The organism is Saccharothrix mutabilis subsp. mutabilis (assembly GCF_039521145.1).
In the GTDB taxonomy this organism is placed as follows: domain Bacteria; phylum Actinomycetota; class Actinomycetes; order Mycobacteriales; family Pseudonocardiaceae; genus Actinosynnema; species Actinosynnema mutabilis.
The window spans coordinates 1-23,166 of the sequence record NZ_BAAABU010000015.1 but is presented as its reverse complement, the minus strand read 5'-3'; the positions used below and the strand labels follow the sequence as shown (position 1 = coordinate 23,166).

The window sequence follows — 23,166 nt, the reverse complement described above, 5'->3', positions numbered from 1 at the left end:
TCCACCACAGGCTGGTTATTCCACTCGGCGTATCATCCACGGTCGACACCGGAAGCGTTCCTCGTCCAGGGAAGAACGCGTTGACGGCGCTCTCCGCTCCGGGGTGAACCGCGTATCGTGCTTCCTTCTTTGTTGGCACGTCGTCAACCCCCGACGATCTTGTTCCGCCGCTTCCAGCCGGTTGTTTAAGGCGTGTCACCGCTACTGGACAACCCGGCGTCCCGCTGTGATGAGAACGAAGGTCCGATCGTTTCCTCACCCCGCACGTCGTGGAGGAGTGACCATGTCCAGGAGTCCGAGGTGGCTCACCGGGTTGTTCGTCACCGCTTCGTCCCCGGGATCGAGCCTGATCGGCGCGACACCAGCGTCCACCGCACCGGACCCGTGCCTGGACAACGGCGTGGTCGGGTACGTCACGACCCGGATTCCAGTTCTATGAATCCACTTTCGGTTCCAACTACGGAAATCTGATCACGCCTTTGATCCGGAAGGCGACACGGTGAAAGGTGGGCACTCCATGCACAAGATCGGCTCGATCCCCGGGTCGGCGGCAGTGACCGCACTGGTCGCGGCGCTCCTTCTCGCACCGACGGCGCAGGCCGGGGCGGGACCGAACTGCGCGACCGGCTACCACTGCGGCTGGGACATCGGGTTCGACACCGGGAAGATCAGTTTCTTCAACGAGGACGCCGATTTCCGCGACAACAGGTTCAACACCGGCGTGATCGTCGACAACAACATCAAGACCGTCAGCAACTCCACGAGCTCCGACTACGTCAGCGTCTGGTTCACCGGACCCGACTTCACCGGGAACTGGTTTTGCGTGAACCCGGGAAGCTGGGTGGGGAGCCTGCCCGACGACGGCACGCCGGGAAATGGCGTCGGACTGGCCAACGAGGCCAGTTCGATGACGCTGTTCGCCGGTGGCCCGTTCAACTTCTGCTACTGATCGATCGGGTGCCACAAGCATGCGGAACCCCCGATGTCGGGGCACGCGACGAACAGCCATCGCTCAGGATCGGAGAATCGATGAGAAGAATCAGGACAATCGGTGTGGCTGCGACCGTGCTGCTCGCAACGCTCGCAACGAGCGGCGCAGCCACGGCAACCTCGCCGGCGGCAGGCGGTGTCACGAGCGACGGTCGAGGGGTCGAAGCCGCCGCTGCCGGGCCCTACCAGATCCGCTTCGAGCACAGCGGCAAGTGCGTCGACAACTACAAGGGCTGGGCGGCGATCGGCAACAAGATCCAGCAGTGGACGTGCGCCCGGCCCGGCGAGCCCAACTTCAACAACCAGCGCTGGACCTTCGAGTGGACCAGCGGCGGATGGGCGAAGATCCGGAACGTGGGCACCGGCACCACCGGCCACCCCAGCGGTTGGTGCCTCGACATCTCGTACAACACCGGGGGCAACGGCGATCTGATCGAGTTGGCGCCCTGCGATTCGTCGGTTGAGTGGTACGGCACGATGTTGCCGAGCCCGCACCCCCGCTCCCCCGACTGGTACCAACTGCACCCGCGCACGCTGAGCATGTGCGCCGACATGCCGCACAGCTCGCAGGTCAACGGCACGCAGCTCCAGCAGTGGCAGTGCGTGCTCGGCAACCACCAGCAGCACCTCACCTGGTCGTAGCCGACGCCGGCGGAGTCCCGTCGAATCCGTCGGAACGCCGACCACAGGTGTGGCCTGGTCGGCGTGGCGGGCCGGTTCCACCGGGTGGGGTCCAGGCGCGCGGGCCCCGCAGCGTGCTGCGCTCGTGCAACCGGTTGGCCTCCGCCCGCGTCCAGCGCCCGCCGCAGGTGCGCGACGCGCGAGTGCAGCGTGCGCAACGCCAGCCGCTCGTCCCACAGCCCGTCGATCAGGGCCTCCCGCGGCGCCACCTGCCGGGCGCGCAGCGCCAGCAACCCGAGCAGGGCCCGCCGCATCGGCCGGTCGATCGGGACCGTGCCGTCGGCGCCCACGACCTCCAACGGGCCGAGCACCCGGATCTCGAAGTTCGCTGTGGGCACCGCGGGAAATACACCCAGGCGGCCTCAGGGAGCAGTTCGCAGGCCGCCGTCGTCCCGCCGCCCGGACCCACGTCGCAGGTGTCGACCTGCGGCCCGCCGTCGAGCAGGTCGAACCCGGCGCGGTCAGGTGGGCGCCGCCCCCGGTGACGACCGTGCCCAGCGGGCAGGTAACCGCGAGTCTTGGTCGAATTGTTGGCCGGGGTCGTGATCGCCGCGCGCACGTGTCCCGGCGGGTCCGCCGCCGGTGCCGCGGCGCCGAAACCCGCGACCGCACTCGCGGCCATGGTCGCCAGGACCCGCGCCGCTCTCGTGATGGGCATGGGAACACCCCTTCATCCGGGCGGCCGGACCACGGCGGTCGGCCGCACACCCGGACTGTGGGCGGCCGACACTGCCGACCGCCTGCCGTCCGGTTGCCGCCCGTGCGGTCGGTGGTCAGCGGCCCGCGGCGGCCACGCCGGCGGAGGCGATCACCCGGTGGCCCTCGGCGGTGGGGTGCACTTCGGTGTGCGAGCAGAAGTAGGTCACCTCCGCCACGGGCGCGGGGATCGAGTCGCAGGTCGGGTCCCGGTGACCGAGTCCGCAGGCACGAGACACGAGGTGAGCCGGCCGATCGTGCGCCGCCTGAGTCCTGTCAGGCGGCGGGGGTCGCGTCTCGCGCGTGGGGGCAGCGAGTGCAACAACCGGTCTCGTCACCGACTTCCGCACGGAGCGCCAGCCCGGCCGTGGGCCATTCGTAGCCGGGTCCTCGGTCAGCAGCGCCGCCACGATGGACGTGAGGGGCTTCGCGGAGCGCCGCTGCGGGTGACCCCACCGCGTAGCCAACCGCCGGCAGGTGATCACGCTCCCGGTCATGATGGATTCCTTCCGTCCCTTGTGGACACCGGCGGAGAAGATTTGCAATGGCAGGCAGATCCCGATTGCTTCTTCCACCACGAGACCACCGTGGACCTCACCTTCACCTACGTCGGCCCTCTGCCCCACGAGATGGTCGGCCTCGCGCACGACAGCAACCTTGAGCAAGTCATGGCCGGCACCGCCACCCGCGTCTGCGACACCAGCAACACCTGCGGCTACTACAACGGCGTTGTCGTCGGACGCGCCTTCGTCCCGCGCCGGCCCGCGCCCTGCGCCCGGACGGACCCGCTGGTCCCCTGCGTCGTCCTGCGGTGCACGCACCTGCTGGGCAACCGGCTCGGCCTGGCGGCGACCGAAGCGCGACACCCGCAGCTTCGTCTCCGTCCGCGGGGCTTTCGAGCACCACTACCGCACCCACCAGCAGGCCTATGGGACCGGGCACGCGCGGTCCCGTCGGGTGAACCGGCCACCACCCCGCACGCCGCCCCCGCACGCGCTGATGTCCGGCAACCGGGCCTTCCGCGAGGAGGTCCTCGACAGCCCCGGCTTCCTGCGCTACCGGTTCGTGGCGGCGCACCCGAACACACCGCCGGCCGCCCGCTGACCGGCCCGACTTCGTCACCCACGCCCAACAGGCCGCCGGTCGGAGGTTCGTGATACCGCAGCGATAACGGTTGTTGATCGCGGTTCGCGAAGGTGGTCGCGACGAGTGCCGGCAGGAGGGGCGTGGACATGGCAGGGGATGCGACCGGGGCCTACGAGCCGCCCGGCGACCTGGTCGCGCGGGTCGGTGTCGAGCACGTCCGGTTGAGCTACGAGTACCTCGACCGGCACGACATCGACGGGTACGGGTCGCTGTTCGACGCCGACGCCGTGCTGCGGTCGCCCGTGGCGGGCGTGGTGCGCGGCCGGGCGGAGATCGAGTCCTATCAGGCGAAACGGGCGACCGACGCGAGTCGGCACGTGCTGGACGGCGTGTTCGGGTCGGCCGGGCTGGTGTTCGTCGTCGGCCGGCTGACCGGGCCCGACCGGCAGGTCGAGTTCCTCGACCTGTTCACCTTGACCGAGCACGGGATGCTGCTGTCGCAGAAGTCGTACTTCTTCGCCGCGCCGTCCTGATCCCCGGCCGCGGGGCCGGTCGTGCGCCGAACGTCCTCCCGCGAAACCGGCGGATGGGTGTGTGCACAGCCGGTGACCGCCCGTTACCTTCCCTCTTGGGGTCAGAGCAAGTGTGGGAGCAGCTCGTGGATTTGGGACCGGTCGCATCGCAACCCGCCCCGGTGTACCGGGTCCTGGGACCGCTCCACGTGGCGACCGGACCCGACCGGGTGAGCCGGGTTCCGCCGGGACGGCAGCAGGTGGTGCTCGGCGCGCTCCTGCTCGACGCCAACCGCGTGCTGAGCATCGACCACCTCATCGACGCGGTGTGGGACGACGCGCCGCCCGCGACCGCCCGGCGGCAGATCCAGATCTGCGTGTCGGCGCTGCGGGCGAACCTCGCGTCGATCGGCCGTGACGACGCGATCGTCACCCGACCGCCCGGCTACCTGTTGCGCGTCGCGGACGGCGAGCTGGACCTGCACGTGTTCACCGCGCTCACCGCCGAAGCCGAATCGCTGGTGCTGGCCGGTGAGCAGGCGCGCGGGCTGGCCCTGCTGCGGCAGGCCCTCGCGCTGTGGCGGGGACCGGCGCTGGGCGGCGCGACGGTCGGGCGGCTCGCGGCGAAGGCGGCCAAGCTCGACGAGGACCGGCTCGCGGTGCTGGAGACGTCGTTCGACCTGGAGCTGAGCGCGGGCGGGCACCGCCGGCTCGTCGGCGAGTTGAGCGCGCTGGTGGCGCAGCACCCGTTGCGGGAGCGGCTGCGGTCCCAGCTGATGCTCGCCCTGTACCGGTCGGGCCGCCAAGCCGAGGCGCTGGAGGTGTACCGCACGGCACGGGAACTGCTGATCGACGAACTGGGGCTGGAACCCGGCACGGAGTTGCGCCGCCTGGAGTCGGCGATCCTCGCCGGCGACCCGGCGCTGGCCGTCGGCGCGGACGCGGCGCCCGCACCCCCGACGCCCCGCCCGGCACCCGCTCCCCCGCCGGTGGACACCGTGGTGCCGCTGCAACTCCCGGCCGACATCGGCGAGTTCACCGGCCGCGACGAGCTGGTCGCCCGGGTGCGCGGGATGCTGGCGCGGGGCGGGCGCGCCACGTCGGTCGTCGCCCTGGTGGGCAAGCCGGGAATCGGCAAGACCGCGGTCGCCGTGCACGTGGCCCACCTGCTGGTGGACGAGGAGTTCCCGGACGGCCAGCTCTACTGCGACCTCGGCGGCACGCGCGAGCACCCGGCGAGCCCGGCGGACGTGCTGGGCCGGTTCCTGCGCGCGATGGGCATCCCCGGCACCTCCATCCCGGACGCCGAGGACGAGCGCGCCGAGATGTACCGCCAACTGGTCGCGCGCAAGCGGATGCTCGTGGTGCTGGACGACGCGGCGACCGAGGGCCAGGTTCGGGCGCTGCTGCCGGGCAGCAGCACGTGCGCGGTGGTCGTGACCAGCCGGACCCGGCTCACCGGCCTGCCGGGCGTGCGCGTGCTGGAGGTGGAGGTCCTGGGCCACGACGAGGCCCTGTTCATGCTCTCCACGGTCATCGGCGCGGACCGCGTCCAAGCGGAGCCGGCCGCCGCCACGGCGCTGGTCCGGCTCGTCGGCTCGCTGCCGCTGGCCCTGCGCATCGTCGCCGCCCGCCTGGCGGCGCGGCCCGGGTGGTCGCTGGCGTGGATGCTGGAACGGCTGTCCGACGAACGGCGACGCCTCGACGAGCTGGCGCACGGCGAGATGGTGGTGCGCGCCAGCCTCTCGCTCACCTACGACGGCCTCCCGGTCCAGGTGCGCCGGCTGCTGCGGCTGCTGGGCGCGCTCGACCGCCTGAGCTTCCCCACGTGGGTGGCGGCGGCGCTGCTGGACGTCGACCTGTTCGAGGCCGCGGACCTGCTGGAGGCGCTGGTCGACGCGCAGATGCTGGAGGTCGTCGCGTTCGACGCCACCGGCAGCCCGCGCTACCGGTTCCACGACCTGATCCGCCTGTACGCGCGGGAGCAGTTGGAGCGCAACGAGGGCGAGGAGCAGCGCCGCGCGGCGACGAGCCGGGTGGTGGGCGGCTGGCTGGCGTTGGCGGGCGAGGCGCACGCCCGGGTCTACGGCGGCGACTTCACGTCCCTGCACGGTGACGCGCCGCGGTGGCTGCCGCCGCCGTCCACTGTGGACACGCTGCTCGAAGACCCGTTGCAGTGGTTGGAGTCGGAGCACGCGAACCTCTGCGCCGCGGTCGAGATGAGCGCCGAGCAGGGGCTGCACGAGGCGTGCTGGGACCTCGCCGTCACCCTGGTGACCCTGTTCGAGGCGCGGTGCTACTTCGCCGACTGGGAGCGCACGCACCAGCAGGCGCTGGCGGCCGTGCGGGTGGCGGGCGACAGCCGCGGCGAGGCCGCGCTGCTGTGCTCGTTGGCGTCGCTGCACCTGTCGTGGTCCCGCGCGCGGGCGGCGCGGGAGCTGGTGGAGCCGGCGCTGCGGACGTTCGAGGCGCTGGGCGACGACCGCGGCGTCGCGCTGGCGCGGCGCAACCTCGCGCTGGTGCACCACCGGCTCGGCGACCTGGACAACGCCACGCCGCTGTACCTGGCCGCGCTGGACGGCTTCCGCGGGTCGGGCGACCCGGTCGGGCAGGCGTGGGTGCTCGCGCAGATCGCGCAGATCGAGCTGGAGAACGGGCACCAGGAGCGGGCCGCCGAGCGGTTGTACGAGGCGCTGGACATCTGCCGCCGGGTCGGCAACCAGCGGGTGGAGGTCCAGGTCCGGTACCGGCTGAGCGACCTGATGGTGCGCCAGGGGCGGCACTGGGAGGCGGAGGAGGAGCTGACCGAGATGCTGTCGACGGTGCGGGCGTCCGGTGACACCGTCGGCGAGGCGCGGGTGCTGCACAAGCTGGCCGTGGTGAAGATCGCGCTGGCGGACTCGGCGGCGGCGGAAACCCTGCTGCGCGAGGCGCTGGAGGTGCGGGAGCGGGCGATGGACCACGGCGGGGCCGCGGAGACGCGGGCGGAACTGGCGGTGGTGCTGGCCGACCGGGGCGATCGGGCCACGGCGGTGGGTCTGCTGAGCCGGGCGATCTCGACGTTCGCGGAGCGGAACATGGGTGCGGCGCGGCTGCGCGCGCAACAGGCCCTGGAGCGGATCCGGACCGGCTGAGTCAGCTCGCGGTCGGGCCCCAGGGCGTGTCGTCGGTGGAGGTCGGCCCCCACGGGGTGTCGTCGGTCGACGTGGGGCCCCAAGGGGTGTCGTCGGTGGAGGTCGGGCCCCAAGGGGTGTCGTCGGTGGACGTCGGCCCCCACGGGGTGTCGTCCGCGGCGGCGGCGACCGCGGTCGGCGCGGTGGCGGCGTGCGCGGCGGTCGCGGCGACCACGGGGGCGAGGACGATCGCGGCGGTGATCGCGGTGGCGGCGAGGATGCGGTTGACGTTCATGTCGTCACTCCCATTTCCCGGCTGTCGGTGTGGCTTTCCGTGCTGTCGGAACCGACGCTAGGAATGGGCGGCATCGGCGGATTATCGCGCGGCGAACACCCCCGGTATCGCGTTGCGGGCACCGCCGCGATAACGCGGCGATACCGGCGTGCCCATGCTGGTGGCAGAGCACCGGAAACGCCCTCTTCGCAGCTCGAAGCGGGTGCGCCGGCGGACCGCACATCTCATCGCCACCGGAGTCGGGCATGGACGGGAACGTCACCATCGGGCAATTCGGGGAACTGCTCAGGAAACACCGCATGAAGCGCGGGGCCACCCAGCGGCAACTGGCCGACCTGTCCACCGTCAGCGTCCGCGCCATCCGCGACCTGGAGGCCGGGCGCGCCAGTCGCCCGCGCCGCGACACCGTGCGCCTCATCGCCGAGGGGTTGCGGTTGAACGAACGCGAGCGGAGCACGTTCGAGGAGGCCGCCCTGCGGGCGCGCGGCGGCGTCGAGATCGACCTGGCGCCCCGGCTGACGGACGTGCCCCCGCCCGCGCCGCTGGACGTGCTGATCGGCCGGGACGCCGAGGTCGCGTCGCTGCTGGCGCTGCTCGGCGACGACGGCTCGCGCCTGGTCGCGGTGACCGGGCTGCCCGGCGTCGGCAAGACGCGGCTGGTCGTCGAGGTCGCGGGCCGGCTGCACGAGTCCGGCGCGATCCGCGTGCTGTGGGACTCCGACACCGCGCCCGTGCCCGGCGGCGCGGCCGGGCGGTTGCGGCTGCTGGTGCACTCCGCGCTCGCCGACGCCGAGGACGGCGAGGGCTGGGAGGCGTTGGCGGCGCTCGTCGGCGACCGCGCCGCCCTGCTGGTGCTCGACGGCCACGACCCGGCGTGGCCGGACCCGGACCGCACGTTGGCGCTGCTGCACCACTGCCGCAGGCTTCGGCTGTTGCGCACCACGCGCGGCTCCCGCCCGATCGCCGGCGAGCGGGTCGTCGCGCTGCCGCCGTTGAGCGCCCGGCACGCCACGCGGCTGCTGACGCGGCTGGCCGGCGGTCGCGCCGCACCGGCGCTGGCCGAGGTCGCGGCCCGGCTCGACGGCCTGCCCGGCGCGCTGGAGGCCGCCGGCTCGTGGCTGCTGGTGCACCGCCCGGACGAGCTGCTGGACCTCGTGCGCGCCGACCCGCTGGACGTGGTCGCCGACCGGCTGCCCGACCTGGGCGCCGCCCTGCGCCGCGCGCTGTCCGAGGTGGACGGTCCCGACGCGGCGGCGGTGGACGCCCTCGCGGCGGCCGACCGTGACTGGTCGGTGGCCGACGCCGCGCGGTTGACCGGCGTCGCACCGGTGGCGTCGGCGCGGCTGGTGCGCCGGTTGCTGCTGCTGGGCCTGGTGCGCCCCACCGGCGACGACCGGTTCCGCGTGCTGGACCTCGCCCGGGCGCTAACTGCCGCGCGGCTGCCGGTCGGGCTGCCGCTCGACGCGGTCCGCGACTCCTAACTTCGGCTCAACGACCACCCCGCGACCCGAGGGAGCGCCGATGAAACCGGGGTACACCGGACTGGACGTCGTGGTGACGAGCCTCGCGTCCGACGCGCACACGTGGAACCTCGTCTACCTCCAACTGGTGCTGGAGGAGCTGGGCCACCGCGTGGCCAACCTGGGCGCGTGCGTCCCGGACGCCCTGCTGGTGTCCGAGTGCGCCCGCCGCGCGCCGGGCCTGATCGTCGTCAGCAGCGTCAACGGACACGGCTTCCACGAGGCCAAGCGCGTCATCGCCCGGCTGCGGGCCGAGCCCGGCCTGACCGCCACGCCCGTGGTGGTCGGCGGCAAGCTGGGCATCGACGGACCGGGCGGGCGGGAGCGGGCCGCCGCCCTGACCGCCGCGGGCTACGACGCGGTCTTCGAGGACGCCGGCAGCATCGCCGCGTTCCGGTCCTTCCTGGACCGGCTGCCCGTGGGCGCGAGGTCATGAGCGACTTCGGCGCGTTCGTGGCCCGCGCCGCGGCCGAGGGCGAGCTGGTCGTCCAGCCGCGCATGGGCATCGGCGACCCGGCCGCGATGCGCGCGGGCCTGGCCGCCGTGAGCGCGGCGGGCGTGCGGGCGGCCGGGACGATCACCCTCGACAGCTTCACGCGGGTCGGCGACCACGACGCGGTGCGCGCCGCGCTGGCTGCGGGCGACCCGCTCAACGGCTACCCGATCGTGGCCTACCCGCCCGGGACGACCCGGGAGGTGGTGCGGGGACTGGTGGGCGACGCGTTCCCGGTCCAGGTGCGGCACGGGTCGGCGCGGCCCCAGGACATCGTGGTCGCGCTGCTCGACGCCGGGCTGCACGCCACCGAGGGCGGTCCGCTGTCGTACTGCCTGCCCTACAGCCGGGTCCCGGTCGCCGAGGCGGTGCGGGCGTGGGCCGAGTCGTGCCTGCTGCTCGCCGGCCCGCGGGAGCGCGGCGGGCGGCCCCACCTGGAGTCGTTCGGCGGCTGCATGATGGGCCAGCTCTGTCCGCCGTCGCTGCTGGTGGCGATCAGCGTGCTGGAGTGCCTGTTCTTCCGGCAGCACGGCCTGGGCAGCGTGTCGCTGAGCTACGCCCAGCAGACCCACCCCGAGCAGGACGCCGAGGCGGTGCTGGCGCTGCGCACCCTGGCCGCCGAGCACCTGTCCGATGTGGACTGGCACGTCGTGGTCTACACCTACATGGGCGTGTACCCGCGCACGCGGCGCGGTGCGACCGCGCTGCTGGAGCGGGCCGCCGAACTGGCCGTGCGGACGGGCGCGGAACGCCTGGTCGTGAAGACGACGGCCGAGGCGCACCGCATCCCGACGGTCGCGGAGAACGTGACCGCGCTGCGCGTGGCGAGCCGTGCGGCGGCTCGCGCCAGGCGGGGCGGACCGGTGGACGACGCCGGCGCACCGCGTCCGAGGGCGCTCGGCCGACCGGTCGAGGACACCGGCGTGCTCGCCGAGGCCCGCGCGCTGGTGGAGGCGGTGCTCGACCTCGCCCCCGACCTCGGGGTCGCGCTGGTCCGCGCCGTCGACCGCGGCTACCTCGACGTCCCCTACTGCCTGCACCCCGACAACGCCGGGCGCACCCGGGCCGTCGTGGACGGCTCCGGGCGGCTGCGCTGGTCCCGGACGGGGTCGCTGCCGCTGTCCGGGCTGGTCGAGAACACCGGCGGCGGCGAGACCACCGCCGCGGACCTGCTGCGGTCGTTGTCGCACGTCGAGCGGACGTTCGACGGCGCCGACCTCCAGCCCATCGGCTTCGGCTGAGCGACACCCACCCCACCGAAGGAGCGAAGGATGGACACCACGACCGCCGCCGCGGCGGCGACCCCGCTGCCGGCGAGCCCGCGCGAGCACCTGTCGTCACCCGTGACCCGGGCCGTGCTCAAGCTCCAGCACGCGGTGCTGGACGCCGCCCGGGAACACCTGGGGGGCAGCGGTTTCACCGAGCTGCTCCCGCCGATCATCGGTCCGGTCACCGACCCCGGCGCGCGCGGCGCGAAGCAGGTCGACGTGGACTACTACGGCCACCGGTACAAGCTGATGACCAGCGCGATCCTCTACAAGCAGGCGTCGCTCACCGCGTTCGACCGGATCTTCTGCATCGCCCCGAACGTGCGGCTGGAACCGCTGGAGACCAGCAACACCAGCCGGCACCTCGCGGAGTTCCACCAGATCGACGTGGAGATCGCGGGCGCGTCCCGGGACGAGGCGATGGCGGTGGCCGAGGGGCTGGTGGCGCACGTCGTCCGCCGCGTGGTGGAGCGGGCGGCCGGGGAGCTGGAGGTCCTCGGCCGCGACCCCGACGCGTTCACCGACCTGCTGTCCGGGCCGTTCGAGCGGCGCACGCACACCGCCGCCGTCGCCGACCTGCACGGGCTCGGTCACGACCAGAACCCGGACGCCGAGATCGACTGGGCGGGCGAGGCGGTGCTGTCCGCCAAGGCCAGCCGACCGTTCTTCCTCACCGACTACCCCAAGGGCTCGCGCGGCTTCTACGACAAGGAGAACCCCGCGCGGGCCGGGCACCTGCTCAACTTCGACCTGCTGGCCCCCGAGGGGTACGGCGAGCTGTGCAGCGGCAGCGAGCGGGAGCACGAGTACGGCGCGATCATCGCGCGGATGCGGGAGACCGGCGAGAACCCCGCCAAGTACGGCTGGTACCTGCGGATGGTGCGCGAGGGCATCCCCGGCAGCGCGGGCTTCGGCATCGGCCTGGAGCGGCTGACCCGGTACCTCGCGGGCCTGGAGGCGGTGTGGCAGGCCAGCGCCTACCCGAAGGTGCCCGGGGTGGTGTCGCCGTGAGCGCGCTGCGCGCGGGGACGTTCCCCGAGGCGGCGGTGCGCGAACGGGCCAGGGTCGGGGCCGGCGCGGCGTTCCCGGCCCTGGAGGACTACGGGCGGGCGTTGTTCGGGGCGTCGGGCGAGCCGGTCGAGGACGAGTTGGACGCCGCGCGGCTCGTGCCGCCGGTGTTCGTGCCCGAACGCCTGGAGAAGCTGATCGACCTGGCCCGCGAGCCGCTGCACGGCGACGTGGACCTGGCCGTGGAGGTCGGCGGCTTCGCCTCGGCGCTGCCGCTGTACCTGTCGGCGTTCGGCTCCACGCAGGTGGCCAGCGCCGACCTCGGGCGGGCAGCCGCCGCGCAGGCCGGCGCGCTCGGCGTGCCGATGGTGGTGGGTGAGAACGTCGTTCCGGTCAACGGTTACGGCCGACTCACCGGCGGCGCCGGCCGGTCGCTGCTGGGCCGCGTCCAGGCGTACGCGGACGCCGTGCCGGACGGGCTGGGCGGCGTGGTGGTGCAGCAGAGCACCGAGGACGCCGACGCCGAGGTGTGGAACCTCGTCTACAGCGACCCGTCCGCACGGCCGCTGCTGGAGTCCGGCCGGCTGGGCTTCGAGCTGAAGGTCGGTCAGGGCGCGAAACCGGGCCTCGGCGGCCTCACGATCGTGGACGCGGCGGACGCCGACCGGCTGTCCGAGCAGTTCGCGCTGGAACCGGTGTTCGGCCCGGACTCGGGGCGGGTGCTGCGCTGCGCGAGCCCCGGCACGTTCACCGAGGAGATCCTGCGCCAGCAGATCCGGCTGATGCGCAACAACTTCCCGCGGGCCCGGGTGTGGGTGAAGCTGCCGCCGGGGCGGGACGTCGCGGTCGCCGCGGCGGTGGCGTGGGAGGCCGGCGCGGACGCGGTCACGGTGGACGGCGCGGAGGGCGGCAGCGGCTGGGCGCCCACGGCGTTCCTGTCGGGCGTCGGCCTGCCGCTGGCCGAGTGCCTGCGGCGGATCGGCGCGCCGGCGGGCTGCCTGCTGGCGTCCGGCCGGGTGTGGGAGGGGCTGCGGGTGGCGAAGTGCCTGGCGGCGGGCGCCCGCGCCACGGGGTTGGGCCGGGCGGCGCTGATCGCCGTGGACGAGGACCCGCGCGCGGGCCTCACGCGCCTGGTCGAGTGCCTGGCGCTGGAGCTGCGGCTGCTGATCAGCGCGCTCGGCAAGTACCACCCGGCGGCGCTGTCGCCCGACGACCTGTGGTCGCCGACCGGCTGGGTGGTGCCGGGACGGGTCGGGGCGGTGACGGGGTGACCGCCCCCGCCCGGGCCCGACCGGGTCCGCTGTCGGCGACCTACCTGTCGTTCGTGACCGCCACCGGGTTGTCCTCGCTCGGCGACGCGGCGTGGCTGCTGGCGCTGACCACGACGCTGGTCGGCGCGGCCGGCGCGACCACGGCCGGGTTGGTGTTGGCGCTGGCCGGCGCGCCGCGGGTGGTCGCGCTGCTCGGCGGCGGCGTGCTGGCCGACCGCTACGGCCCGGCGCGGGTCATGGCGTGGGCCGACCTGCTGCGCTGTGCGGTGATGGTCGTCGCGGCGGTCGTGGTCCTGGTGGTGGAGCCGACGGTGGCGGTGCTCGCGGTGACGGCGGCGGCGATGACCCTGCTGGGCGCGTTCTTCGTGCCCGCGTCGGGCGCGCTGCGGCCACTGCTGCTGCCGGAGGAGCACCTGGTGCGCGGCAACGCGCTCTACCTGATCGGGCTGCGGACCGGCCAGGCCGCGGGCGGCCCGGTCGGCGCGGCGCTGCTGGGCCTGGGCGGGGTGGTGGCGGTGGCGCTGGCCAACGCCGCGAGTTTCGTGCTGTCCGCGGCGGCGGTGCGGCGCACCAGGCCCGCGCCACCGACGTCCACCGGGGACCGGCTGCCGGTTCGCACGCGGATCGTCGAGGGGTTGCGGCACGTCGCCGCCGACAGTCCACTGCGGACGCTGGTCGTGGTGGTGGGCCTGCTGGAGCTGGCCGCGGCCGGTCCGGTGAACATCGGCCTGGTGCTGGTGGCCCACTCGGCCGGCGCGGGCGACGCGGGGGCGGGTCTGCTGCTCACCGCGTTCACGCTCGGCGCGACGGCCTCGTTCGTGCTCACCCTGGTCCGCCCGGTCGGCCGGCGCGCGTCGGCGGCCCTGGTGGTCGGCGGGTGCGTGCAGGCCCTCGTGCTCGGTTGTCTCGGCGTGCTCGGCACGCTGCCCGCGCTGCTGGCCGGTTACGGCGTGCTGGGCTTCGTCACGGCGCTGTCCGGCGTCGTGCTGACTTCGATGATCCAACGTCGCACGCCCGCGCCGGTGCGCGGCCGCGTCATGTCGATCATGTCGCTGGTGGTGTTCGGCGCGCCACTGCTGGGCAACGCCCTCATCGGCGTCGCGATCGACCTGCTCGGCCTGACCGCCACGATGGCGCTGCACGGCCTCGGGGCCGTGGCGGCGGTGTGCGTGTTCGCGTCCGCACCTGCCCTGAGAGGAGCCCGCCTTGACTGACCCGACCACGGCGGCGGAGTGGCCGTCCCTCGCCGACCTGCGCACCCACCTCGCCTCCGGGGTGGTGACGGCGGGCGACCTGCTCGCGACGTGCCTGCGCCGGGTCGAGGAGATCGACCCGCTGGTGGGGGCCGTCCTCGCGCTCGACCCGACCGCGGGCGAGCAGGCCCGCGACAGCGACCGGCGGATCGCCGCGGGCCGAGCACGCCCGCTGGAGGGCGTGCCGGTGCTGGTGAAGGACAACATCGACACGGCCGGCCTGGCGACGACCGCCGGGTCGCGCCTGCTGGCCGACGCCCCGCCGCACGCGGACGCGGACGTCGTGGCGCGGCTGCGCCGGACCGGCGCCGTCGTGCTGGGCAAGGCGAACCTGTCCGAGTGGGGCAATTTCCGCTCCACGGGGGCGATCGAGGGCTGGTCGGCGGTGGGCGGCCAGACCCGCAACCCGCACGTGCTCGACCACAGCCCCGGCGGCTCGTCGTCCGGGTCGGCGGCGGGGGTGGCGGCGGGCCTGGCGCCGCTGGCGCTGGGCACCGAGACCGACGGCTCGGTGGTCGTGCCCGCGGCGCTGACCGGCGTGGTGGGCGTGAAGCCGGCGCTGGGCCTGCTGCCGGGACGCGGGGTCGTGCCGGTGTCGCGGGCGCAGGACACGGTCGGCGTGCTCGCGCCGCGCGTGGCCGACGCCGCCGCGTGCCTCGCCGCGCTGACCGGCGGTCCGGCGGTGCGGCCGGTGTCCCCGGTCGGGCTGCGGCTGGGTCTGTGGCCGGGTCGCCGGATGAACGACGCCGCGCTGGCGGAGCTGGACCGCGTCGCCGGCGAGCTGCGCGCCGCCGGGGTGGTGCTGGTGCCCGTCGACCTGCCGTGGGACGCGCCGCCGCTGATCGCCGGGATGGAGGCGCTGCTGGCGGAGTTCCACGTGGGCCTGAACGGCTACCTGGCGACCCGGCGCGGCCGGGTGCGGTCGCTGGCGGACCTGGTGGCGGGCAACCGCGCCGACCCGGTGGAGCTGAGCCTGTTCGGCCAGGAGCTGCTGGAGCAGGCCGCCGCCGTCACCGACGAGCAGTTGCGCGACGCCGGCGCGAAGCGGGCACGAGCGCGGTGGTGGGCGCGCGACGCCGTCGCCGCCGTGCTGGCGGAGCACTCGGTCGCGGGCATCGTCGCGCCGACGAGCGAGGCGGCGTGGCGGATCGGCCCGGACGGCGATCCGCTGGTGCGCAACACGTCCACGATCCCGTCGATGGCCGGCGTGCCGAACGTCTCGGTGCCCGCGGGCTGGTTCGGCCCGTTGCCGTTCGGGGTGTCGGTGTTCGGGCCCCGTGACACGTTCGCGGCGTTGACGATCGCGGCCACCGTGGAGGCGGTGTGCGGCGACCGCCGCGAGCCGGGGTTCCTGGCCGGCTGACAGGACGTCCGACGATCCCCGGGGCCGTGCGCCCCGGGGATCGTTCGCGTTCGGGGGCGCGACGCCGCCGGAGCTGCCGCCGAGCTGCCGCCCGCACTGCCGAAATCGCCTCCCGGCCGCACCTAGCGTTCACGTCAACCCGTTGCGCCACAAGACAAGGAGCCCACCGTGACGAACCCCTTCGACAACCAGGACGCCGAGTTCCTCGTGCTCGTCAACGACGAGAACCAGCACTCCCTGTGGCCCGCGGACATCGCGGTGCCCGCCGGCTGGGACGTCACCCGCGGCCCGGACACCCGCGCCGCCTGCCTGGAGCACATCGAGACGACCTGGACGGACCTGCGCCCGGCGAGCCTCGCCGCCCTGCGCGGCTGACCCCCGACGACACCCGACGGACGAGACGACTGGGGAGCTGGTTAGCGGTGACCACGACCGACGGTACAACCCTGTTGGCGGTGCACGAGCTGGTCGCCCGCCAGGCCGGGCGGACCCCCGACGCCACGGCCCTGGTGAGCGGTTCCGCGCGGCTGACCTACGCCGAGCTGGACGCCCGCGCCGACGGGCTCGCGCGCCGGCTGGTGGAACTCGGCGTCCGGCCCGGCGAGGTCGTCGGCGTGCTCCTGCCGCGCGGTCCGGACCTGGTCGTCGCCGTGTTCGCGGTGCTGAAGGCCGGTGCCGCCTACACGGTGCTCGACCCGCGGTTCCCCGTGGCGCGCCTGGCCGCGGTGTGCGACCGGGCCGACGTGGCGGTCGTCGTCGCCACCGAGGACACCCTGGGGCGGACCGTCGTGGCACCGGGCGCGTCGGGCAGCGCGCCGCTCCCCGTCGTCTCGCCGGAGGACGTCGCGTGCGTCATGTTCACCTCCGGCTCCACCGGCGAGCCGAAGGGCGTCGTGGCGCCGCACCGCGCGCTCGTCGGCACGCTCACCGGCCAGGGCTACGCGGACTTCGGGCCGGACGAGGTGTGGCTCCAGTGCTCCCCCGTCTCGTGGGACGCCTTCGCGCTGGAGCTGTTCGGCCCGCTGCTGCACGGCGCGACCTGCGTGCTGCAACCCGGCGAGACGCCCGAACCAGCCCTGATCGCCGACCTGGTCGCCGCGCACCACGTGACCACCGCGCACTTCTCGGCCAGCCTGCTGAACTTCCTGCTCGACGAGCACCCCGAGGTGTTCGCGGACCTGCGCGTGCTGATGACCGGCGGCGAGGCCGCGTCCGTCGCGCACGTCCGCCGCCTGCTCGACCGCCGCCCGGAGATCCGGCTGGTCAACGGCTACTCCCCCGTCGAGAACACGATCTTCACGCTGTGCCACGACATCACCGCCGACGACGCGCGCGGCACCTCCGTCCCCGTGGGCACGGCGCTGGCCGGCAAGACCGCCGTGGTGCTCGGGCCGGACCTGCGCCCGGTGCCGGACGGCGGGACGGGCGAGATCTACATGGGCGGCGTCGGCCTGGCGCACGGCTACCTCCGGCAGCCCGCCACGACCGCGCAGCGGTTCGTCGCCGACCCCGCCCACCCCGGTCGGCGCATGTACCGCACGGGCGACCTCGGCCGGGTGCGCGCGGACGGCGCGGTGGAGTTCCTCGGCCGCGCCGACGACCAGGTCAAGATCCGCGGCTTCCGGGTCGAGCCCGGCGAGGTGCGGGCCGCCCTCGACGCCCACCCCGCGGTGCGCCGCTCGGCCGTCGTGGTGCGGGAGGACCGGCCCGGCGACAAGCGCCTGGTCGCCTACGCGGTGACCGACGGCTCCGCCGCGCCGCGCGACCTGCGCGCCCACGTGGCCGCGTCGCTGCCCGAGCACCTGGTTCCGCGCGCCGTCGTGCTGCTCGACGCGCTGCCGCTGACCGCGACCGGGAAGCTGGACCGCGCGGCGCTCCCGGCCCCGGTGTACGCGACCTCCGACGCGTCGCCGCGCACGGCCCACGAGGACCTGCTGTGCGGCGTGTTCGCGGACGTGCTCGGCCTGCCCGCGGTGGGCGTGCTGGACGACTTCCTCGACCTCGGCGGTCACTCGCTGCTGGTCGCCACCCTGGTGAGCCGGGTCCGCGCCGCGTTGGGCGTGGAGCTGCGGATCGCCGACGTCTTCGCCGCCCGCACCCCGCGGGCGCTGGCGGCCCTGCTCCCGTCGGCCGCCGCCGCGCGGCCCCCGTTGACCGCCGTGGACCGCCCGGACGTGCTGCCGGCGTCCTACGCGCAGGCCCGGTTGTGGTTCCTGGACCAGGTCGAGGGTGGCGCCACCTACACGATCCCGGTGGCCGTGCGGCTGCGCGGCCCGTTGCGCCCGGACGCCCTGCGCGCCGCCGTGGGCGACGTGGTGGCCCGCCACGAGGCGCTGCGGACGGTGTTCCCGACCGTCGACGGAGCGCCCGTGCAGCACGTCCTCCCGACCGTCGATCCACTGTGGACGGTGCAGTCGTCGACGGACCCGGACGCCGACGTGCGCGCACTCGCCGCGGTTCCGTTCGACCTCGCCGCCGAACCGCCGTTGCGCGCGCACCTGCTGCGCGTCGCCGATGACGACCACGTGCTGTTGCTGGTGCTCCACCACATCTCGGGTGACGGCTGGTCGACCGCGCCGCTGCTGCGCGACGTGGCCGCCGCCTACCGCGCCCGGCTCGACGGCGCGACGCCCGTCTGGCCCGCGCTGCCCGTGCACTACGCGGACTACGCGCTGTGGGACCGGGGCGAGGTGGACACGTCGTACTGGCGCGCCGCGCTCGCGGGCCTGCCGGACGAATCGACGCCGCCCGCCGACCGACCCCGCGCCGCGGTCCGGGGGGTGCGCGGCGACACGGTGGCGGTGCGCATCCCCGGCGCGACGCACGCCGCGGTGAAGGCGCTGGCCGGGCGCACCGGCACGACGGTGTTCATGGTGCTGCACGCCGCGGTGGCCGCCCTGCTGACCCGGCTCGGCGCGGGCACGGACCTGGCGATCGGCACGCCGGTCGCGGGCCGGGCCGACGAGGCCCTGGACGACCTGGTCGGCTTCTTCGTCAACACGCTGGTCCTGCGCACCGACACCAGCGGGGACCCGACGTTCGCCGAGCTGCTGGCCCGCGTCCGGGAAGCCGACCTCGCCGCGTACGACCACCAGGACGTGCCGTTCGACCGGCTGGTGGAGGAGCTGAACCCGGCCCGTTCGCTGTCGCGGCACCCGCTGTTCCAGGTGATGCTCGTCCTGCAGAACACCCCGCCCGCCACGGCCCGCTTCGCCGGGCTCGACGCCGAGCACCGGGTCGTCGACCTGGACGTGGCCAAGTTCGACCTGACCTTCGACCTGACCGAGACCGACGACGGGATCACCGGCGCGCTGAAGTACGCGACGGACCTGTTCGACCGTGCCACCGCCGACCGGTTCGCCGCCACCCTGACCCGGCTGCTCACGACCCTCGCGGCCGACCCCGGCACGTCGATCACCGCCGCGGACCCGCTCTCCGCCGAGGACCGCGAACGCCTCCTGACGACGTGGAACGGCGCGCCGGGCCGCAGCGACGAGCGGCCCGCGCACGTCGTGTTCGCCGAACGCGCCCGGGAGACCCCGGACGCGGTCGCGCTGCTCTCGGGCGGCACGACGGTCACCTACGCCGAGCTGGACGCCGCCGCGAACCACCTGGCGCACCGGCTGGTCGAGGCCGGCGTCCGGCCGGGCGAGGTCGTGGGCGTCCTGCTGGACCGCGACCCGACCCTGGTGGCCGCGGTGCTGGCGGCGCTGAAGGCCGGCGCGGCGTACACGGTGCTGGACCCGCGGTTCCCGGCCGGCCGACTGGCCTCCGTCGCCACGCGGGCCGGTTTGCGGCACGTGCTGACCGACTCGGCGCTACCGGGCGTCACGGCCGTCGCCGCAGCGTTCGACCCCACGCCGATCGCCGCGCCGGAGGTCGAAGTCCACCCCGACGACGTGGCGTGCGTGATGTTCACGTCCGGCTCGACCGGTGAACCCAAAGGTGTTCTCGCCACGCACCGCGCGCTGGTCGGCACCCTCACCGGGCAGTCCTACGTGGACTTCTCCGCCGACGAGGTGTGGTTGCAGTGCTCCCCCGTCTCCTGGGACGCCTTCGCCCTCGAACTGTTCGGCCCCCTGCTGCACGGCGCCACCTGCGTCCTCCAGCCCGGCCACGTCACCGACCCCGCCCTGATCGCCGAGCTGCTCACCACCCACGACGTCACCACGGCGCACTTCTCGGCGAGCCTGCTCAACCACCTGGTGGACGAGCACCCCGAGTCGCTGCACGGCGTCCGCCAGCTCATGACCGGCGGCGAGCCCGCGTCCCCCGCCCACGTCCGCCGCCTGCTCGACCTGCGCCCGGACCTCCGGCTGGTCAACGGCTACTCGCCCGTCGAGAACATGATCTTCACCCTCTGCCACCAGATCGTCGACGGCGACGGGCAGGTTCCGGTCGGCAAGCCCACCAACGGCAAGCGGGTCTACGTGCTCGACCACCGCCTCCAGCCCGTGCCGGTCGGCGTGCCCGGCGAGGTCTACATGACCGGCGGCCTCGCCCACGGCTACCTCAACGCACCCGCACCCACCGCCGAACGCTTCATCGCCAACCCCTTCCAGACCGGCCAACGCATGTACCGCACCGGCGACCTCGTCAAGTGGCGCGAAAACGGCACCCTGGACTACCTCGGCCGCGCCGACGACCAGGTCAAGATCCGCGGCTTCCGCGTCGAACCCGCCGAAGTCCGGGCGGCCGTCGACCGGCACCCCGCCGTGCGGCAGAGCGCGGTCGTGGTGCGGGAGGACCGGCCCGGCGACAAGCGGTTGGTCGCGTACGTGGTGCCCGGCGCGGCCCTCGACGAGACGGCGCTGCGCGCCCACGTCGCCGACCTGCTGCCCGAGCACCTGCGCCCGAGCGCCTACGTCGTGCTCGACGCGCTGCCGTTGACCCCCAACGGCAAGCTCGACCGCGCGGCGCTGCCCGTGCCCGCCCGCACGGCGGCGCGGCGGGACGTGCGCGGGGCGCGCGAGGAGATCCTGCGCGGCCTGTTCGCCGACGTGCTCGACGTGCCGGCGGAGCAGGTCGGCCCGGGCGACGACTTCTTCGCCCTGGGCGGCCACTCGCTGCTGGCGGCGCGGCTGACCGCACGGGTTCGCGCCGCGTTCGGCGTGGAGATCGGCGTGCGGGACGTGTTCGCCGCACCGGTCGTCGCCGACCTCGCGCTCCGCCTCGACACGGCGGGCACGGCCCGGCCCGCCCTGACGCCCGCCGCACGGCCCGAGCGCCCGCCGCTGTCGCCCGCGCAGGCCCGGCTGTGGTTCCTCGACCAGGTCGACGGCGGCACGGCCTACAACGTCCAGTTCGCCGCGCGCGTCACCGGCCCGGTGGACACCGCCGCGCTCGACCAGGCGCTCATGGACCTGGTGCTGCGGCACGAGCCGTTGCGCACGATCTACCCGGAGGTGGACGGCGAGCCGTACCAGCGGGTTCTGCCCGCGACCGACTCGGTCCTGACCGTGCACGCCTTCGACCCGGAGGTGGTCCGGGCGGAGTCCAACCACGTGTTCGACCTCGCCGCCCGCCCGCCGATCCGCGTGCACCTGCTCAGCCACGGCCCGGAGGAGCACGTGCTCCTCGTGACGCTGCACCACATCGCGGGCGACGGCTGGTCGCTGCGGCCGATGCTGGTCGACCTGGCCACCGCCTACACCGCGCGCCTCGCCGGACGGGCACCCGACTGGACGCCGCTGCCCGTGTCCTATGTGGACTACGCTCGGTGGCAGCGGGACGTGCTCGGCGACGTGGGCGACCCGACCTCCCGGTCGGCGCGCGACCTCGCGCACTGGCGCACCGCCCTGGCCGGTCTCCCCGAGGGGCTGGACCTGCCCGCGGACCGGCCGCGCCCGGCCCGTGCGGACCACGTGGGCGAGTCGCTGCCGCTGCACGTGCCCGCCGAGGTGCACCGGCGGCTGTCGGACCTGGCCCGCGCGCACGGCGTGACCCTGTTCATGGTGTTCCAGGCGGCCTTCGCCGCGTTGCTGACCCGTCTCGGCGCGGGCACCGACATCCCCATCGGCACACCCGTCGCCGGCCGCACCGACGAAGCACTGGACGACCTGGTCGGCTTCTTCGTCAACACCCTCGTCCTGCGCACCGACACCAGCGGCGACCCCACGTTCACCGAACTCCTCGCCCGCGTCCGCGACACCGACCTCGCCGCCCACGACCACCAGGACCTCCCGTTCGACCGGCTGGTCGAGGAGCTGAACCCGGCGAGGTCCGGCGATCGGCACCCGCTGTTCCAGGTCATGGTGGTGCTGCAGAACAACGCGGCGGCGGCGGTGGACCTGGCGGGCGCGACGTGCGTGCCCGAGCCGGTGCCCAACACGACCGCCAAGTTCGACCTGACGCTGTCCGCGCACGAGACCGCGGACGGCATCGGCGGCTACCTGGAGTACGCGACCGCGTTGTTCGACCGCGGCACCGCCGAACGCATCCTCGACCGCTTCACGGCCCTGCTCGCCGCCTTCGCGGCGGACCCTGGTCTCCCCATCACCGCGATCGACCTGCTCACCCCCGCCGAACGGCACGACGTGCTGGTGGCGTGGAACGACGGCGGGCCCGCTGCCCCGGCCGCCACCGCGCACGCCCTGGTCGCCGAACGCGCCCGGCTCACCCCGGACGCCACGGCCGTGGTGTGCGGCCCGGAGCGCGTCTCGTACCGCGACCTGGTGGCCCGGTCGAACCGGTTGGCGCACCACCTGGTGGCCGGCGGCGTCCGGCCGGGTCAGGTGGTGGGCGTGCTGCTGGAACGCGGACCGGACCTGGTGGTCGCGGTGCTGGCGGCGCTGACCGCCGGCGCGGGCTGCACGATGCTCGACCCGAGGTTCCCCGCCGCGCGCCTGGAGGCCGTGGTGGCGCGGACCGCCGCCGCCGCGGTCGTCACGAGCGCCGACCTCGCAGACCTGCTCGACGGCACGCCGACGGTGCTCGCGGACGCCGGCACCGGGCCTTCGACCCCGCCGGACGTCGAAGTGCTGCCCGACGACGTGTCGTTCGTGATGTTCACGTCCGGCTCGACCGGTGAACCCAAAGGCGTCCTCGCCACGCACCGCTCGCTGGTCGGCACCCTCACCGGACAGTCCTACGTGGACTTCTCCGCCGACGAGGTGTGGTTGCAGTGCTCCCCCGTCTCCTGGGACGCCTTCGCCCTCGAACTGTTCGGCCCCCTGCTGCACGGCGCCACCTGCGTCCTCCAGCCCGGCCACGTCACCGACCCCGCCCTCATCGCGGACCTGCTGGTCCGGCACGACATCACCACCGCGCACCTGTCCGCGAGCCTGCTCAACCACCTGGTGGACGAGCACCCCGAGTCGCTGCGCAACCTCCGCCAACTCATGACCGGCGGCGAACCCGCGTCCCCCGCCCACCTGCGCCGCCTCGCCCGGCCGGACCTGCGCCTGGTCAACGGCTACTCGCCCGTCGAGAACATGATCTTCACCCTCTGCCACCCGATCACCGACACCACCAGGGCCATCCCGGTCGGCGCGCCGATCGCGGGCAAGCGGGTCTACGTCCTCGACCACCGCCTCCAGCCCGTGCCGGTCGGCGTGCCCGGCGAGGTCTACATGACCGGCGGCCTCGCCCACGGCTACCTCAACGCACCCGCACCCA

Annotated in this window: 16 protein-coding genes and 1 pseudogene; 15 read left to right on the top strand and 2 right to left on the bottom strand. The window is 74.3% G+C overall.

Annotated elements, in window-relative coordinates; translation table 11 throughout:
- Positions 1-283: 283 nt before the first annotated feature.
- The 3 genes from ABD126_RS26570 to ABD126_RS38855 all read left to right on the top strand — a co-directional run bounded on the left by ABD126_RS26570 (position 284) and on the right by ABD126_RS38855 (position 1,632).
- A complete protein-coding gene (locus tag ABD126_RS26570) occupies positions 284-439 on the top strand; it encodes a hypothetical protein (protein ID WP_343936664.1) in 156 nt (51 codons plus the stop codon).
- A gap of 78 nt (positions 440-517) precedes the next feature.
- On the top strand, positions 518-949 hold the full coding sequence (locus ABD126_RS26565) for a hypothetical protein (RefSeq protein WP_343936663.1): 432 nt from the start codon (positions 518-520) through the stop codon (positions 947-949).
- Positions 950-1,029: 80 nt separating this feature from the next.
- Complete coding sequence (locus ABD126_RS38855; protein WP_425542890.1) at positions 1,030-1,632, top strand: RICIN domain-containing protein; 603 nt, start codon at positions 1,030-1,032, stop codon at positions 1,630-1,632.
- A 146-nt stretch (positions 1,633-1,778) separates the two neighbouring features.
- On the opposite strand, the pseudogene ABD126_RS38850 reads toward ABD126_RS38855, so the two are convergent.
- Positions 1,779-1,925 (bottom strand): annotated as a pseudogene (locus ABD126_RS38850) (winged helix-turn-helix domain-containing protein); the annotation flags it as partial.
- Between the two features lie 1,399 nt (positions 1,926-3,324).
- Here ABD126_RS38850 and ABD126_RS26555 point away from each other — a divergent pair.
- From ABD126_RS26555 to ABD126_RS26545, 3 genes are all read left to right on the top strand, one after another.
- On the top strand, positions 3,325-3,471 hold the full coding sequence (locus tag ABD126_RS26555) for a hypothetical protein (protein ID WP_343936661.1): 147 nt from the start codon (positions 3,325-3,327) through the stop codon (positions 3,469-3,471).
- Between the two features lie 128 nt (positions 3,472-3,599).
- Complete coding sequence (locus ABD126_RS26550; protein WP_343936660.1) at positions 3,600-3,986, top strand: nuclear transport factor 2 family protein; 387 nt, start codon at positions 3,600-3,602, stop codon at positions 3,984-3,986.
- Between the two features lie 188 nt (positions 3,987-4,174).
- Complete coding sequence (locus ABD126_RS26545; RefSeq protein ID WP_343936659.1) at positions 4,175-7,099, top strand: AfsR/SARP family transcriptional regulator; 2,925 nt, start codon at positions 4,175-4,177, stop codon at positions 7,097-7,099.
- A gap of 1 nt (position 7,100) precedes the next feature.
- Here the strand turns inward: ABD126_RS26545 and ABD126_RS26540 are convergent, their stop codons facing one another.
- The gene (locus ABD126_RS26540) at positions 7,101-7,373 is read right to left on the bottom strand and encodes a hypothetical protein (protein WP_343936658.1); all 273 of its coding nucleotides are present in this window, start codon (positions 7,371-7,373) and stop codon (positions 7,101-7,103) included.
- Positions 7,374-7,618: 245 nt separating this feature from the next.
- Here ABD126_RS26540 and ABD126_RS26535 point away from each other — a divergent pair, with 245 nt between their 5' ends.
- The 9 genes from ABD126_RS26535 to ABD126_RS26495 form a co-directional block, all read left to right on the top strand.
- The gene (locus ABD126_RS26535) at positions 7,619-8,854 is read left to right on the top strand and encodes a helix-turn-helix domain-containing protein (protein WP_343936657.1); all 1,236 of its coding nucleotides are present in this window, start codon (positions 7,619-7,621) and stop codon (positions 8,852-8,854) included.
- Between the two features lie 40 nt (positions 8,855-8,894).
- Positions 8,895-9,329 (top strand): cobalamin B12-binding domain-containing protein, encoded by a 435-nt coding sequence (locus tag ABD126_RS26530; RefSeq protein WP_343936656.1) that lies wholly within the window; start codon positions 8,895-8,897, stop codon positions 9,327-9,329.
- A complete protein-coding gene (locus ABD126_RS26525; protein WP_343936655.1) occupies positions 9,326-10,627 on the top strand; it encodes a methylaspartate mutase in 1,302 nt (433 codons plus the stop codon). The genes ABD126_RS26530 and ABD126_RS26525 overlap by 4 nt, the downstream gene beginning before the upstream one ends.
- Positions 10,628-10,657: 30 nt before the next feature.
- Positions 10,658-11,665 carry an asparagine synthetase A gene (locus tag ABD126_RS26520; RefSeq protein ID WP_343936654.1) on the top strand — a complete coding sequence of 336 codons (1,008 nt, stop codon included), beginning with the start codon at positions 10,658-10,660 and terminating at the stop codon, positions 11,663-11,665.
- Positions 11,662-12,933, top strand: coding sequence for a glutamate synthase-related protein (locus tag ABD126_RS26515; protein ID WP_343936653.1), 1,272 nt, complete (start codon positions 11,662-11,664; stop codon positions 12,931-12,933). The genes ABD126_RS26520 and ABD126_RS26515 overlap by 4 nt, the downstream gene beginning before the upstream one ends.
- A complete protein-coding gene (locus tag ABD126_RS26510) occupies positions 12,930-14,147 on the top strand; it encodes an MFS transporter (RefSeq protein WP_343936652.1) in 1,218 nt (405 codons plus the stop codon). The genes ABD126_RS26515 and ABD126_RS26510 overlap by 4 nt, the downstream gene beginning before the upstream one ends.
- Positions 14,140-15,549, top strand: coding sequence for an amidase family protein (locus ABD126_RS26505; RefSeq protein WP_343936651.1), 1,410 nt, complete (start codon positions 14,140-14,142; stop codon positions 15,547-15,549). The genes ABD126_RS26510 and ABD126_RS26505 overlap by 8 nt, the downstream gene beginning before the upstream one ends.
- 168 nt (positions 15,550-15,717) lie before the next feature.
- On the top strand, positions 15,718-15,924 hold the full coding sequence (locus ABD126_RS26500; protein WP_343936650.1) for an MbtH family protein: 207 nt from the start codon (positions 15,718-15,720) through the stop codon (positions 15,922-15,924).
- Positions 15,925-15,971: 47 nt separating this feature from the next.
- A partial coding sequence (locus ABD126_RS26495) for an amino acid adenylation domain-containing protein (protein ID WP_343936649.1) occupies positions 15,972-23,166 on the top strand: 7,195 nt, incomplete at its 3' end.